The following is a 14,563-nucleotide window of genomic DNA, read 5'->3' as shown; positions in this document are numbered from 1 at the left end:
TGCTTACTTTAGGTTTTCCTCAAACAGTTTGAAAATACGACGGTATTCGTTCAGCCAGCTTTCCGGCTGACGGAAACCGTGCGGTTCAACCGGGTAAATAGCCGTTTCCCAGTCTTCTTTCTTCAGCTCGATTAAACGCTGTACCAACCGTACACTGTCCTGGAAAAATACGTTGTCATCAATCATCGGTGAATTGATAAGCAACGCATCTTCTAAGCCTTCGGCGAAGTAAATTGGCGAACTGCGGCGATAGGCTATAGTGTCATCCTGTGGCAAGTTCAGAATGTTCGATGTATAACCAACATTGTAGTGTGCCCAGTCAGTGACCGGACGCAATGCAGAGCCAGCTTCAAATAATCCCGGTTCTTTAAACAGCGCCATAAAGGTTAAGAAGCCACCATAGGAGCCACCGTACGTGCCAAGGCGGTCACCATCGACATTCAGGTTGCTTTCCAAATAGCTCGCCACATCGACTAAATCTTCTACTTCCGGCGTGCCCATTTGACGATAAATAGCCGTACGCCAGTCGCGGCCGTAACCTTTAGAGCCACGGTAATCAAGATCCGCAACCACGTAGCCGTGCTTGTTCAGCAGGCTATGGAACATAAACTCACGGAAATAACCAGACCAGCCCATGTGTGCATTTTGCAAATAACCCGCACCGTGGATAAACACCACTGCCGGATATTCTTCTGCTCGCTCAGCATCAAATCCTTCTGGCGTGTAAATACGCGTATAAATAGGTTCGTCCACATGACTCGACTCTACCCCGACAACATCCGGCGCCGTCCAGTCTATGCTAAGGAACTTCTCTGACACCGTATGCGTCATCCGTTCAGGCGCATCACTGGCGTTAGCCTCTTTATGATAAAGCTCTGGTGGCATAAGCGGCGTTGAATGCGTCAGAATGAGTTCGTCTGCTTGCGGGCTCAGCTCAAACGCGGTCATACCGTCTAAATCCGTCATGGCTTCTGGCTCACCGCTACCGTCGGTTTTTACTCGATACACTTCGTAAATGCCAGGATGTTCAATGTTCGCCTGAAAATACAGGTACTCAGCGTCGTTGCTTAACTCAGCGGTTTCGACAACATAGTTGCCTTCAGTGAGCTGCTGAGTGTCACCGTTCAGCGGCTTCACATACAAATGCGAATAACCATCGGCTTCAGACATGAACCACAGGCTGTTGTCGTTTAACCAACCAAACTCGTTATGGGTATAGTTAATCCAGGCATCATCGTGCAGGCGATCCTGAGGCACTAATTTTTTGCCAGCGAAATCTACGGTCGCAATCCAGCGATCTTTGTTGTCCCAGGCTTCCAGCATAACCGCCAACTCAGTGCCGTTGTCATTCCATTGAATAGCGCCATTTTCCCAGCCCCAGTCGGCCATCAAATGAATCGGACGTGGTTTTTCTTCCGACTCATAGTCCTCGCCTCGCGCTTCGTGGTTTTCACGCTTAACGTCAGCTAAAACGTCTTCATTCCAGCCCGGTAACGTATTGTAAGTCAGTGCCGTGTCGGTGTGGCTTTCCAAATCCAGAATCACTAACTGATCTTCATCCGGCTGCGCATCAGCAACACGGCGACGTACCTGTTCGCTGGATATACGACCGTCTTCGTTAATATAGTTTGGCATAATATCGCCGTCTTCACGCCATTTGTTGGGTTCGCTAATCGCTGCAACAATTTTATCGCCGCGAGGTGATAAGCGTGCCTGAACTAACTGCTTCGACTTATCCAGATAGAAAGGCTTAGGTGCTAAGCTTGCGTTTTGAGACTGCAGCTGCTGTTGACGTTCAAAACGCTCTTCCGCTGCTTTGCGCTCTTTTTGCACGTACTGAATAAGCTGTTGTTCTTCTTTCGCTAAGTAATCTTTTGGCTCTTCATTGGCTTTTGGCGCATCTTCAAACTTAATGGAGGCAACCTGACGCGTCAGACCAGAGTTAACATCAACCACATAAAAGTCATTGCCCTGCTGATAGCTTAAAGAACCGTCGGTCATGGCTTGTAAGTTATGCTGGCGCGCTTCGTCACGGGTCAATTGCTTAACGCTGCCATCGCCAAAGCGGGCAAACACATTGCCCTCAAAAGTGTAGGCCAGCCAATTACCAGCAACTGACTGCTCTTTTTCATCCGCCACGTAAAGGTGATAGTCCGACAGTGCCACTTTGGAGGCTTCGCCTTCAGCATTATTGATAATCATCAGGTCACGAATATCACTGCCTTCGCGCTTCTGATAAAACAGAATATGCTCACCGTCCATGCTCCAAAAAGCATTTTCCGGGAAGCGCCCCATCCAGTCCGGGTCAGCCATAATCTGTTCCATGGTAAGTTCCGCAGTGCCTTGTGCCGAAGCTAACGGGTCAGCACTAAGAGTCTGTACCTGTGGCGCCGTTGCATTGGTTTTATTTGTATTTTCATTTGCAGGGGTTGTAGATGCGCAAGAGGCGGCCATTAATGCCGCCCCTATTGCCATCACTAGACGTGATTTAACCATTTAGTTATTCCTTATTGTGCGTCTGGCTGATTCTCTGGGCGTGCCTGTTGTACCGCGGTTAATTGTTGTAAGCGGTCATGCACTGCCACAAGCGTCGGGTAGTTATCTAACGGTACCTTAAAACGCTCGGCATTGTACACCTGAGGCAACAAGCAGATATCCGCTAATGTTACCGAATCTCCATAGCAATAATCACCCGCTGTTTCGGTCAGGCGCTGTTCAAATGCGGTGAAACTCTGATGAACCCAATGATGAATCCAGTCATTGCGCTGTTCATCACTACAATTAAGTTCACCAGTAAGGTATTTCAGTACTCGCAAATTTGTGACCGGCTGTAATTCGCATGCGAGATCATAAGCCAAAGCTCTTGCCCGCGCCTTATCAACGGTAGCACTTGGCAATAGCGGATGCTGCTTATAGCGTTCATCCAAATACTCAATAATGGCTAACGATTGATTCAGCGTGACTTCGTCATCGACAAAAGTCGGCACTAATCCGGCCGGGTTTAATTTTCGGTATTCAGGAGTGTGTTGTTCACCGCCATCTTTGACCAAGTGCACGGGATGATATTCAAATTCTAGCTCTTTTAAATACAACGCCAGTCTGACACGAAAACTGGCGCTAGAGCGCCAGTATCCATAGAGCTTCATCATTCTGAAGGTCCTTTATATTCAACCACTTTCTGATCAATCGCACCGAAGATAGATTCGCCATTGGCATCTTTCATTTCCATATGAATAGTGTCGCCAAACTTCATGAACTCAGTCGTTGGCTTGCCATCACGGATGGTTTCTATCATTCGAACTTCAGCGATACAGCTATAACCAACACCACCTTCAGCAATCGACGTGCCGTGGTCTGTGCCTTGTTTATTCGACACCGTACCCGAACCAATGATAGCGCCCGCACCCAGGTTTCGAGTTTTAGCGGCATGCGCAACTAACTGACCAAAGTCAAAGGTCATGTCCTCGCCCGCGTTTGGCTTACCAAACGGCTTGCCGTTATATTCTGACAACAGCGGTAAGTGAACTTTACTGTCTTTCCAGGCACTGCCCAGCTCGTCCGGTGTTACCGCCACAGGCGAGAACGCAGACGATGGTTTACTCTGGAAAAAGCCAAAGCCTTTGCCCAGTTCGCCCGGAATAAGACCACGCAACGACACATCGTTAACCAACATAAGTAATTTAATGTGACTTGCAGCCGACTTCGCATCGACACCCATAGGTACGTCGTCAGTGACTACAGCAATTTCGCCTTCAAAATCAATGCCCCACTCGGTGCTGCCCATTTGAATTTCGTCGTGTGGACCTAAGAAGTCATCCGAGCCACCTTGATACATCAGTGGATCTTCCCAGAAGCTTGGTGGCATTTCGGCACCGCGCGCTTTACGCACCAGTTCAACGTGGTTGACATAAGCACTGCCGTCAGCCCACTGGTACGCACGAGGCAATGGCGACTCACACATGACTTGCTCAAACGTCACTTCACCATCAACGCTACCTTTATTCAGTTGCGTGTAAACGTCATTAAGCTTTGACTCAACATCGTCCCAGTTATCAATGGCTTCTTGCATACAGGAAGCAATAGCGGGTACTGCAACTGCTCGAGTTAAGTCCTTGCTAACTACCATTAACTGGCCGTCACGCGTTCCATTTCTATAAGTGGCTAATTTCATAAGTTGTTATTTCTCCTGCCAGCTGTAGACATAATCTGGATTTTCGACCTTCATCGCCGCGTCACTCATTTCCAGCGAATCGCGGGTATCCAGCATGACTGCTACTTCGTCAGTGAATTTCTTTTTGTGTTCCCGACCCGCCTTGAAAGCTTTCGGGTGTGGGCCATGGGTAAACCCTGCGGGATGGAAGGTTACCATACCACGGTCGATATTATCGCGACTAAAGAAGTCGCCCTCGTGGTAGAACAATACTTCGTCGTAATCATCGTTATTGTGATAGAACGGCACTTTAAGTGCGCCAGGGTCAGACTCAATAGGTCTTGGCACAAAAGTACACACCACGAAACGTTCAGCGACAAAAGTTGTGTGTGCTGACGGCGGTAAGTGGTACCGGTGACTCATCAGTGGCCGTATGTCACGCCAGTTCAAACGCACAGGTGCTAAATCACCGTGCCAGCCAATGGCATCCAACGGGTTATACGGATAAGTAATAACGCTGACTTGCTGGTGACGCTTAACGTACACTTTCCAGCTGTCTTCGCTGTACTGTGCTTTAAACTCGTCATCAATGGCAGGCGTATCCAAAACCGCTGGGTCGAATACCGCATGGTTACCGACAATACCCTTCTCCGGCAGCTGATACGAACCATTAGTGGTTTCAATCATCAGCAGTTCCATTTTTTCATCAGGTTCAAGACGCCAATTGGTCGAACGCGGCACTAAGAAATAGTCCCCCTTAACCAGATGAATATGGCCATAGTCACAATACAAATGACCGCTGCCTTCATGCACAAACAACAGGTCGTCGCCGTCGGCATTGCGCACCAAATACGGCATATTCTCAGTACAGTGCCAAACACGGAACTTACAACTGCTGTTTGACAGCAAATCCGGCGTTAACCACGGGTTTTCCGGTGCTTGCTCGGTCAGCTGATTAAAATCAAAGGCACGCGGTTTAAGCGGGCCTTCCCATTCCGACCAACCGGTCGGCGCATGTTGATGATGGAAGTGTGTCGCAGGGCCAAAAAAGCCGCTGCGACCCGCTTCACGCTCATAAATGGCCTGCTCCGGAAAGTCAGCATGGGCTTGTCGTGACGACGTCCCTTCCTGCTTCGGGAAGCTGATCCATTTACGCATCGTCTAATACTCCTCGGCGAATTTGGTCTTCTTCAATGCTCTCAAACAGCGCTTTAAAGTTACCTTCACCAAAGCCTTCGTTACCTTTACGCTGAATGATCTCGAAGAATACCGGGCCAATAACGGTTTGCGTGAAAATTTGCAGCAAAATACCGTCTTTCATTGGCGCACCGTCAATCAGAATGCGTTGCTTGCGCAGCGCGTCAACGTCTTCATCATGGCCTTCAACACGCTCGTTGATTTTCTCGTAATAGGTGTCTGGCGTGTCCATGAATTCCATGCCAATTGAGCGCAGGTCTTCAACGGTTTTGTAGATGTTGTCTGAGGTGAGTGCAATGTGCTGAATGCCCTCGCCTTTGTATTCGCGCAGGTATTCTTCAATTTGTGACTTGTCGTCGTGCGACTCGTTAATTGGAATACGGATTTTGCCACAAGGTGCAGTCATTGCACGACTTAGCAGACCTGTTAGCTTACCTTCAATGTCGAAGTAACGGATTTCGCGGAAGTTGCCAATGCGCTCATAAAAGCCTGCCCAGGTATCCATGTTGCCGCGGAAGACGTTATGCGTCAGGTGGTCAATTTCATACAAACCTGCCGCATGGTCTTTCATTTTTCCTTCCCAGTTATCATAGAAGTCAAAATGTTGCTGGTAGATTTCGTTATTTTGATAGTTGTCGACAAAGTACAACGCACTTTCACCAATACCGAAAACCGCTGGAATGTTTTCAATAACGCCTTTGTCATCTGGAAACGCCTTCGCGCCATTCTCTAATGAATGCTTTAATGCGTGGCCAGCATCTTTAACACGCCATGCCATACCACAAACACTGGGACCGTGGTCTTTAGCAAACTCTTCTGCCTGACCACCTGGTTCAGCATTTACAATAAAGTTGATGTCGTTTTGTTTGAACAACCAAGCTTGCTTTGACTTGTGCTTAGCCACTTCAGTAAAGCCCAACTTATCGAACAGATCTTTTAATGCGTCGATGCCTTTTTGATCCGGAGCCGTGTACTCAACGAATTCAAAACCATCAGTATTTAGGGGGTTCATGACTTGCTCTGACATTATTACTTCCTCTTGTTATTCGTTTATTAACACTAAGACTGTAGCCGTAAAAGTGTTAACAATGCGAATTCAAACCGGAAATAGTGCCAGGCACGGGGAAGCTTATTATTGTAAAGTAATTGTTACAGGATAAACCTTTGCTCTATATCAAGGTTTATCCTGTTATTTTTTGTAAACTAAAATTTACAAAGTGCTTTTTTTGGCAGGTTAAGTTTACGACGGCTCTTAGTCTTTGGGCTTACGTGGCCGCCCTTTGCGTTGTTTTCCAATACCATAGTCTCTTAATTTATTCGCAACGGCCGTGTGCGACAGTCCTAAACGCTTGGCTAATTGACGCGTACTCGGGTAGTTTGGATACAGCCGTTTCATAATATGGCTTTCGAACTGCCTCAACGCCTCTTCCAGCGTAATATCTTCAATATCAACCGCCAGACGCTCGTCGTTTCGCTCCAGTTCCGGTAACCGAATGTCTGCCGGCTCCAGTGTCTGCCCTTCCAACATAGAGACGGAACGGAACATCGTATTCTCTAACTGACGTACGTTGCCCGGCCAATGATAATTTTTGAGCCTGTCTTTCGCCGTGCGGCTTAATTGAACCTGGCTACGTCCCAGTTTTTTGCAGGCCTGAATAACAAAATGCTCAGCCAATAAAATAATATCCGCTTTGCGCTCGCGCAGAGGTGGAACGGTCAAAGCCAATACGTTTAAGCGATAATAGAGATCTTCACGGAACTCACCATTTTCAACCAGTTCGAATAAGTTACCTTGCGCTGTACAAATCACCCGAACATCGACACTCACTTCCTGCTCTTCGCCAATGCGGCGAAATACACCGTCCTCCAGGAAGCGCAGTAGCTTGGCTTGCAGACCAATCGACATTTCCCCAACAGAGTCGAGCAACACGGTTCCACCGGCAGCCTGTTCAAGCACGCCAGTTTTTTTTGCGCTTTGCGCACTTAAGCTGCCCTCACCATGACCAAAAAGTTCGCTCTCAGCGACGTTGTCAGGCAACGCTGCGCAGTTTATGGCGAGAAACGGCTTTTCATGTCGTGGGCTGGCCAAATGGCAAGCTTTCGCAAGTAGTTCTTTACCAACTCCCGTTTCGCCTTCTAATAGCAGAGGCGCATCAAGTTCGGCCATACGTTGCGCATCGCTGATAACACGTTTCATTATCGGCGTTTCCGTTAGTAAGCGATCAAACGCAGCTTTATTACTGGCTTGCTGCCAGTTCTCGGTAACAGGCTCTGACTTACAGGTCATTACGGCACCCGCAAAGACTTCGATACCCTCTTCGTCATTAACCCAAATAGGCAGTAGCTGAGCATAGTATTGATCACTGCCTATGGTCACAGCTTCATAAATAGGCATTTTCGGCTGTTTATCCAGCCAGCGCTGCAGCGCAATACCCTGCACAAACTGTGACAGAAGCTCACCTTTAAGCACGTCATGACTGTCCGAAAGGAGTTTTAAACCCGCATCGTTAATAATATCGATAACGCCTTTGGTGTCTATGGACAGAACCGGATCCGGTAACGTAGAAAGCAGCAGATTAAACTCGTAATGCTCGCGCTCGAACGGCATGTAAGGAATGGTTTTTACGTCTTTGACGTTAGGAATACGACGAATTTGCGGCATTAAATGACGAAAATCATCAAAGTCTAACTCAGGGAAATTCAGAAAAATTTTCCCTTTAGGGTCGACTTCAATGCCACGTAGGTCAATTTCGTGATCACGCAGAATTTGCAGGACATCCTGACAAATACCAAGCCTGTCATCACAGGTAATTTCTAGCCGCATAACACCTTGCTTCACCGTCTAAATGTAAAGCAAATGATACACCAAAGGTGGGCATTTAAAAACAAAAAACCCCGGACATTTTCACCAGGGTTTTATTCGCATTTTAGTGGAAGCGATTACCTAGGCGTCCAGTACCTTGTCGGTCTTCGCAGCCATAATAAAGTCGTTCTTATGCAAGCCGTTAATAGCGTGCGTCCACCACGTTACTGTCACTTTGCCCCACTCGGTAATTAGCTCTGGGTGGTGCTTTTCTTCTTCGGCAATATCACCAACACGGTTAGTAAACGCCAGTGCCTGCTTAAAGTTTTTAAACTTGTATTCACGTTGTAACATCATAACGTTGTCTTTGGTGACCGGCGTCCAGTCCGGAATTTCACGCATTAACTCTTTTAGCTCGTCGTCACTCACTTTGGGTGCGTCAGCGTGGCAAGCTTCACAACGTTCCTGATCTAATTGTGCCATGTAACTTTACTCCTCGTTGTTCTTTATCGTTGGCAAAAGCTAAGCTGCATCTTTCGGTGGAAACTTCGGTTCAAACAAGCCGAGCTCCATCGCTTCATGTACAAGTGACATGATATCCATGTCAGAAATTTCAAACAGCTCATCAACACTTTCTATGGTGTAGTAAATGGGCTGAATAATATCAATGCGGTACGGCGTTCTCAGTGCATCAAGGGCTTTTAATGGTTTGCGCTCTGGCTTGTCGCTGTTAACCGCATACTCGGTTTCCGCCGGCGACGATAATATACCACCACCGTAAATACGTGTGCCCTCTTTAGTTTGCAGCAGCCCAAACTCAACCGTAAACCAGTACAAACGAGCTAAATAGACACGTTCTTTAGGTGTTGCCGCATACCCCAGTTTACCGTACTGGTGGGTAAAGTGAGCGAACGCCGGGTTGGTTAATAACGGACAGTGTCCAAATATCTCGTGGAAGATATCCGGCTCCTGCAAGTAATCAAACTCTTCGCGAGTTCGAATAAAGGTGGCGACCGGGAACTGTTTATTCGCCAGTAAGCGGAAGAACTCGTCAAACGGAATAAGAGCCGGCACAGCCGCGACTTGCCAGCCAGTTTCACGCTCTAACACCTCGTTCAACTCATGCAACTGTGGCAGACGATCTTTCGGTAAGTTGAGTAATTCAAGTCCCTTCATATACTCGTCACAAGCCTTACCCGGAATGCATTCTAACTGACGCTCAACGAGATCTTTCCATATCGCGTTCTCTTCGTCAGTCCAGTGAATAATACCGTTCTCGTCCGGCTGCTTCGATACGTATTGACTTTCTTTACCCATAATTCAACCTTGTTGCTTCCTCATTAAATTTTGATAGTTATTGTTATTATTAGTTCAGAATTACGCTGACTGTTGCCATTGCGCTTTACACGCATCCAGCGCTTGCTCAATGTCAGCGATAATGTCTTCTGCGGCCTCTAGGCCGACAGCAATGCGAATGAGCGTATCTGAAATGCCTGCTTTGGCCCGTGCTTCCGGTGTATACGGCGAATGCGTCATCGAAGCCGGGTGCTGAATTAACGTTTCAGCGTCTCCTAAACTCACGGCCAGCTTAATCATGCGTAGTTGATCCAGAAAGTAACGCGCCATAGCTTCATCGCCGTCAAGCTCAAACGCAATAACGGCGCCATTGGCCTTCATCTGCCGCCCCATCAGCTTCTGAGCGCTATGGTCAGGCGCTCCGGGGAAATAGATGGTTTTAACGTCACTGCGCTGAGTTAAAAATTCATAAACCTTATTGGCGTTTTCGCAGTGACGCTGCATACGCACATCCAGGGTTTTTAAGCCACGCAAAATAAGCCAGGAATCGTGCGGGCTAATAGTCGCTCCCATATCTTTTAATGTCGTGCTTTTAATAGTGGCTATGTCTTCCGCGCTACCACACACAACACCGGCAACCACGTCACCATGGCCGTTCAAAAACTTAGTAGCGCTATGCACGACTATGTCCGCACCATGCTGCTTGGGCTGCTGTAATAGCGGCGTCATAAAGGTGTTGTCGACAATCAGCCGAATGTCTTTGTTCTTAATAACAGCGTGTACGGCGTCAATGTCGACCGTTTTTAAATGCGGATTCGCGGGTGTTTCTAAAAACACCAGACGCGTGTTTTCTTTAATGGTAGACGCTAAGAGCTCGGTATCCGTTAAGTCGATAAAGTCAGCATGAACACCGAAGCGTTCAAACAATTCGCTGAATAACGCAAAACTACAACCGTAAATGGCGTCAGAAACGACAATGTGGTCGCCCGCTTTAACGAACGCCATAGTCGTTGCCGCTATCGCCCCCATACCGGTTGCTGCAGCGGCGGCGGCCTCATAGCCTTCTAACTGAGCCATGCGTTGCTCAAGTTCGTTCGTGGTTGGGTTACCTAAACGACTATAAATATAGCCCTCTTCCTCGCCTGCAAACCGACGCGAACCCTGCTCAGACGATGCAAAGGCAAACGTCGATGTTTGATACAACGGACTGCTTAGCGCACCATACGGATCATCATGATTAGCGCCAGCGTGAATCACCTGAGTTGCAGGTTGCCACTTATTATTAGAATTGTTGTGGTTGCTCTTGGCAGACATACAAATTTCACTCGTTTGTCAGTAAAATGTTAACGAGCAACAGAGTGCAACGAGCAACCCAATATTGGCAATCTTTGCGCTATCTCAAACCTCTTTTAAAGTGTAACGCTAGTTTTCCACCTTAGTGTCTGAGCTCTTCGCAGCCTTTGTGAAACGGGCTTTATATAAGGATGGTAAAACACCTTTTAACTGACTGAGCAAGTCTTTTTGCAAACGACCATACCCTGGTTTTTTGGTGTGTTGAAATGGCATTGGTCGACAAAGTGATATGACCTGATAGCCTAAACGTGCCGTTAATAAGCCGGCGCCTAGCCCTTGTCCGGCGCGGGCAGACAGTTTGGTAATAAGCTCTGCACTGACCCACTGCGTCCCCAAATCAACAGCCGCTTCACTCAGACCCGAATAAGCGATATTTGCCAGCACTTGCCGCCACAAACGCAGCCTAGCCAAATAGCCCAGCTTCACGCCGTAAAGTGCGGCAATGCGATGAATCATTCGTTGGTTGCGCCATAAAATAATCAGCATATCTAAGACCGCAAAGGGGCTAACGGCTATCATAGCGGCAGCTTCCGCTGACCAGCGACTGACCAAGCGACTGGCTTGTTGGTCGACCCGACTGAGAATATCGCACTCAAAACGTTCGCGTTTCTCACTATCAGACCAGTATGGCTGGTAAATTTGCGCCCAACGCTCCTCTAAGTCTGGGTGGTCAAGCAATTTTAACTGCTGCTCAACACTTTCTATTCCATGGCTTTGTGCATGCCAGCGGCGTTTTAGTTGCCGTAGTTGCCAAAACTCTTTGACGATAAATGCTGAGAAAATCCCCACTATTAATGCGAAACCAAGGCTCCATAGCCCACCCAACACCCAACTTTGCTGCCAGGATTCGATAACGGCTAATACAATCTCGGCAATACCGGCGACTACCGCTAACACCAGGCCAAACAGCAGCCAACGCCCCCAACGGCGAGGCTTCCGGTCATAGTGTGTGCGCCACTCCGTATTGTCCTCTATTGTACCTTGCTCATCGAAAGGCTCTGGGGAGACCTGAGGCTGTGCCTCTTCCTCGACAGAATAATAGGTGAGTTCGCGATGCTTACTCATCGTAATTTGTCTCCAATGACTGAATTCAGCAACTTGTCTAAGCGAATATGCGGCAACGGGGAATCTGCAAGCGTAAAGTTTGGCTGAAAATGCGGATAAACATAGCCTTGTTGCCAGTCTTCTCGCGTTGGCAAACGACCCGGCACATGGGGAGCGCCAACCCGGACTAACTCGCCGGACTGATCAATTCCCTCCAGCACATTAGTACCGTTTTTCAGTTGCTTCCATTGGCTGGTCGCAACACCTGCCACGCTGAATAAATCAAAAGGAATACGCTCAAATTGCAGTTGCTGACGACCCTCGAGGGTCAGTGCATTAATAAGCCCGGTGAGCTTGGCATGATCAGACGGTACAACGCTATCAGCCTTCGTAACGACGAATGAGACTTTATCAATTTGCGGCGAAAACAGGCGCCTTAGCAAACTGTTTTGACCATAATTAAAGCTCTGCATAATTTCGTTCAGCGCCAGCTTAAGTTCGTCAAAATAAGACTCGCCACCTTCTAAGGCACTTAACACATCCACCAGAATGAGCTGGCGGTTAAAATGGCGAAAATAGTTCTGATAAAAAGGCTTAACCACCTGCTCTTTATAATACTCAAACTTACGCTCAAGTAAGCTTTGCCAGGCATCAGGCACGGGCTGCTCTAAAGGCCACGGAAAGAAGTCGAGAGAAGGCGTTCCCGCTAACTCGCCGGGCAGCACTAAGCGCCCGGGCTGCAGCAACTTTAAGCCCTGCTCTTTACAGTCTGCCAAATACTGGCGATATGCCTTGGCGACAACTTTTATCTGCTTCTCGGCGTTATCATCAGTAGCAACGGCTGTCAGATCGTTTAATTGATGAAGCCATGCTTCTGCCAGCTCTTTACGTGGTTCAGTGGAAAACAAGGTGCGCTGTTTTTTAGACCATTGCTCGTAAGTCAGCGACAACAGCGGTAAGTCGAGTAGCCACTCGCCGGGGTAATCAATAATATCTACGGTAAGTCGACGCTCATCAAGAACTTTACCCGCTAGCCCCCGCTCCGGATGGTATTTCAGCTCCAACCGAATTTCACTGACATCGCGGGTAGACTCCGGCCACTGTCCCGGTGTACCCGTTAAGCGCTCAATGGCTTTTTCATAGTCGAAACGCGGTGTGTCCCAGTTAGGGCTGGTATGCAGGCGGCAGCCTATAAGCCGCTGGTGTTGACGCACATTAAAATAAGGCAGGTTTTGCGATTCATTCGCATACAGTAGCTGCTCCAGCACGCCGGTAATTAATGCGGTCTTACCCGCACCGCTTAGCCCTGTTACTGCCAGCTTGATATGACGATCAAACCCGCGATGGATGAGATCGCGGGTTTGGCTTTTAAACTGCTTAATACGACTCACAGACGATTAAATTCTCGCTGAAGATTATAATGATTGGAGGTTACGTATTTCTCCATAGATTGCAACTGAGCTTCCAGCTCATCGAACTCGCGCTTTATGTCATGAATGGCGTCTCTTGGTGGTTCGCCGCCTTGCCAAACTTTGGTTTTAACGTCGACGCGATGCGAGTTCAAATCGGGCTTTTTTTTGTCGAGAATCAACCACCCTGCCAAATACAATACAAAGAAAAAGCCAGATGCGAAAATCAACCCTGTGAAAAATACGACTCGTACCAACCAAGGCTCAACGTTCAGGTAGTCTCCCAGGCCGGCGCAAACACCGGCTATTTTGCCTTTTTCTGAGTCGCGGGTCAGCTCTCTGCGTGCTTTTGAAATACTCATTGTCTGTCCCTCCAACCGGGTGAGTCAGCGTCCAGAATACGCTCCAGCGTCTGCACGCGCTCACGAATACGTTTTGCCTGGTCGGCCAAGAGCGCAAGCGACTCACGCTCTTCCTCATTCAACCCCTGATTCATTTGTCGTTTGCTTCGGTAATGTAAAATTATCCAAATGGGTGCAACAACCAATACAAACAGAATCAGCGGCGCCATCAACATCCCTAAAATAGCTTCAATATCCATGTTGCGTTGCCTATTTATTCAGAGTCTTTAGATGACTTTGACTTCATACGAGCGCGCAGAGCTTCTAACTCTTCATCGACCTTGCCTTCGTTTTCTAATTCGGCAAACTCGTCACGCAAAGTGCGTTTACCCATATCGTAGGATTCAACTTGCGCTTCTAAGTCATCGATTTTTGCTTCGTAACGATCAAAGCGCTGCATTGCATCATCTACTTTAGAACTATCCACCTGCTTTTTCACCTGTAATCGGCTACTTGCGGTTTTCTGGCGCATCAAAATCGCTTTTTGACGAGACTTCGCGTCCGCCAGCTTTTCCTGTAGCTGTGCAATTTCGTCATTCAGTTTGTCGAGTGACTCATCAACACGCTGCATTTCGTTTTGCAAAGCATCGACATTGTCTTGCGCCCGGCTCTTTTCTATAAGTGCCTGTCGAGCTAAGTCTTCACGCTCTTTGCTCAGCGCTAATTCAGCTTTTGCTTCCCAGTCGGCAACTTCTTTTTCCATGCGCTGCTGCTGACGCTGAATGTCTTTTTTCTCCGCTAATAAACGCGCAGACGTTGAGCGTACTTCCACCAATGTGTCTTCCATTTCCTGGATAATCAGACGCACCATTTTTTGCGGATCTTCGGCTTTATCTAATAACGCATTGATATTAGAGTTCACGATATCGCTAAAACGTGAAAAAATACCCATAATAAATACCTCTTACAT

At 47.9% G+C, this 14,563-nt stretch carries 14 protein-coding genes; all 14 read right to left on the bottom strand.

The features are described 5' to 3' along the window. Positions 1–3: 3 nt before the first annotated feature. Positions 4–2,496, bottom strand: a complete 2,493-nt coding sequence (locus BLT32_RS05605; protein WP_053953549.1) for a S9 family peptidase — start codon at positions 2,494–2,496, stop codon at positions 4–6. An 11-nt stretch (positions 2,497–2,507) separates the two neighbouring features. Beyond that, positions 2,508–3,146: a maleylacetoacetate isomerase gene (gene maiA / locus BLT32_RS05600; protein WP_053953658.1), complete on the bottom strand. Its 639-nt coding sequence runs from the start codon at positions 3,144–3,146 to the stop codon at positions 2,508–2,510. Continuing rightward, the gene (locus tag BLT32_RS05595; protein WP_053953548.1) at positions 3,146–4,171 is read right to left on the bottom strand and encodes a fumarylacetoacetate hydrolase family protein; all 1,026 of its coding nucleotides are present in this window, start codon (positions 4,169–4,171) and stop codon (positions 3,146–3,148) included. The genes maiA and BLT32_RS05595 overlap by 1 nt, the downstream gene beginning before the upstream one ends. 6 nt (positions 4,172–4,177) lie before the next feature. Beyond that, positions 4,178–5,308: a homogentisate 1,2-dioxygenase gene (locus tag BLT32_RS05590; protein ID WP_053953547.1), complete on the bottom strand. Its 1,131-nt coding sequence runs from the start codon at positions 5,306–5,308 to the stop codon at positions 4,178–4,180. Beyond that, positions 5,301–6,374, bottom strand: coding sequence for a 4-hydroxyphenylpyruvate dioxygenase (gene hppD / locus BLT32_RS05585; protein WP_053953546.1), 1,074 nt, complete (start codon positions 6,372–6,374; stop codon positions 5,301–5,303). The genes BLT32_RS05590 and hppD overlap by 8 nt, the downstream gene beginning before the upstream one ends. Positions 6,375–6,599: 225 nt before the next feature. Next, positions 6,600–8,171: a transcriptional regulator TyrR gene (gene tyrR / locus BLT32_RS05580; RefSeq protein WP_053953545.1), complete on the bottom strand. Its 1,572-nt coding sequence runs from the start codon at positions 8,169–8,171 to the stop codon at positions 6,600–6,602. A 120-nt stretch (positions 8,172–8,291) separates the two neighbouring features. Next, positions 8,292–8,633, bottom strand: a complete 342-nt coding sequence (locus BLT32_RS05575; protein WP_053953544.1) for a 4a-hydroxytetrahydrobiopterin dehydratase — start codon at positions 8,631–8,633, stop codon at positions 8,292–8,294. Between the two features lie 39 nt (positions 8,634–8,672). Further along, positions 8,673–9,467: a phenylalanine 4-monooxygenase gene (gene phhA, locus BLT32_RS05570; protein WP_053953543.1), complete on the bottom strand. Its 795-nt coding sequence runs from the start codon at positions 9,465–9,467 to the stop codon at positions 8,673–8,675. A 60-nt stretch (positions 9,468–9,527) separates the two neighbouring features. Beyond that, positions 9,528–10,760, bottom strand: a complete 1,233-nt coding sequence (gene megL, locus BLT32_RS05565) for a methionine gamma-lyase (RefSeq protein WP_053953542.1) — start codon at positions 10,758–10,760, stop codon at positions 9,528–9,530. 108 nt (positions 10,761–10,868) lie between these two features. Further along, positions 10,869–11,864: a YcjF family protein gene (locus BLT32_RS05560; protein WP_053953541.1), complete on the bottom strand. Its 996-nt coding sequence runs from the start codon at positions 11,862–11,864 to the stop codon at positions 10,869–10,871. Continuing rightward, entirely contained in the window at positions 11,861–13,234 is a 1,374-nt protein-coding gene (locus BLT32_RS05555) for a YcjX family GTP-binding protein (RefSeq protein WP_053953540.1), read from the bottom strand. Before BLT32_RS05555 ends, BLT32_RS05560 begins: the two co-directional genes overlap by 4 nt. Continuing rightward, the gene (gene pspC / locus BLT32_RS05550) at positions 13,231–13,614 is read right to left on the bottom strand and encodes an envelope stress response membrane protein PspC (RefSeq protein ID WP_053953539.1); all 384 of its coding nucleotides are present in this window, start codon (positions 13,612–13,614) and stop codon (positions 13,231–13,233) included. The genes BLT32_RS05555 and pspC overlap by 4 nt, the downstream gene beginning before the upstream one ends. Beyond that, the gene (gene pspB / locus BLT32_RS05545) at positions 13,611–13,853 is read right to left on the bottom strand and encodes an envelope stress response membrane protein PspB (RefSeq protein WP_053953538.1); all 243 of its coding nucleotides are present in this window, start codon (positions 13,851–13,853) and stop codon (positions 13,611–13,613) included. The genes pspC and pspB overlap by 4 nt, the downstream gene beginning before the upstream one ends. A 14-nt stretch (positions 13,854–13,867) precedes the next feature. Continuing rightward, on the bottom strand, positions 13,868–14,545 hold the full coding sequence (pspA, locus tag BLT32_RS05540) for a phage shock protein PspA (RefSeq protein ID WP_053953537.1): 678 nt from the start codon (positions 14,543–14,545) through the stop codon (positions 13,868–13,870). Positions 14,546–14,563 lie beyond the last annotated feature (18 nt).

This window comes from Idiomarina zobellii (assembly GCF_900100855.1).
In the GTDB taxonomy this organism is placed as follows: Bacteria; Pseudomonadota; Gammaproteobacteria; order Enterobacterales; family Alteromonadaceae; genus Idiomarina; species Idiomarina zobellii.
This window is presented reverse-complemented; position numbering and strand designations above follow the sequence as displayed.

Excerpts from the sequence above, each read along its gene's own strand:
- BLT32_RS05590 (WP_053953547.1), bottom strand. The coding sequence starts at position 5,308 with ATGCGTAAATGGATCAGCTTCCCGAAGCAGGAAGGGACGTCGTCACGA.
- tyrR (WP_053953545.1), bottom strand. The coding sequence starts at position 8,171 with ATGCGGCTAGAAATTACCTGTGATGACAGGCTTGGTATTTGTCAGGAT.
- phhA (WP_053953543.1), bottom strand. The coding sequence starts at position 9,467 with ATGGGTAAAGAAAGTCAATACGTATCGAAGCAGCCGGACGAGAACGGT.
- pspA (WP_053953537.1), bottom strand. The coding sequence starts at position 14,545 with ATGGGTATTTTTTCACGTTTTAGCGATATCGTGAACTCTAATATCAAT.
- pspB (WP_053953538.1), bottom strand. The coding sequence starts at position 13,853 with ATGGATATTGAAGCTATTTTAGGGATGTTGATGGCGCCGCTGATTCTG.
- BLT32_RS05595 (WP_053953548.1), bottom strand. The coding sequence starts at position 4,171 with ATGAAATTAGCCACTTATAGAAATGGAACGCGTGACGGCCAGTTAATG.
- maiA (WP_053953658.1), bottom strand. The coding sequence starts at position 3,146 with ATGAAGCTCTATGGATACTGGCGCTCTAGCGCCAGTTTTCGTGTCAGA.
- hppD (WP_053953546.1), bottom strand. The coding sequence starts at position 6,374 with ATGTCAGAGCAAGTCATGAACCCCCTAAATACTGATGGTTTTGAATTC.
- BLT32_RS05560 (WP_053953541.1), bottom strand. The coding sequence starts at position 11,864 with ATGAGTAAGCATCGCGAACTCACCTATTATTCTGTCGAGGAAGAGGCA.
- pspC (WP_053953539.1), bottom strand. The coding sequence starts at position 13,614 with ATGAGTATTTCAAAAGCACGCAGAGAGCTGACCCGCGACTCAGAAAAA.
- megL (WP_053953542.1), bottom strand. The coding sequence starts at position 10,760 with ATGTCTGCCAAGAGCAACCACAACAATTCTAATAATAAGTGGCAACCT.
- BLT32_RS05605 (WP_053953549.1), bottom strand. The coding sequence starts at position 2,496 with ATGGTTAAATCACGTCTAGTGATGGCAATAGGGGCGGCATTAATGGCC.
- BLT32_RS05575 (WP_053953544.1), bottom strand. The coding sequence starts at position 8,633 with ATGGCACAATTAGATCAGGAACGTTGTGAAGCTTGCCACGCTGACGCA.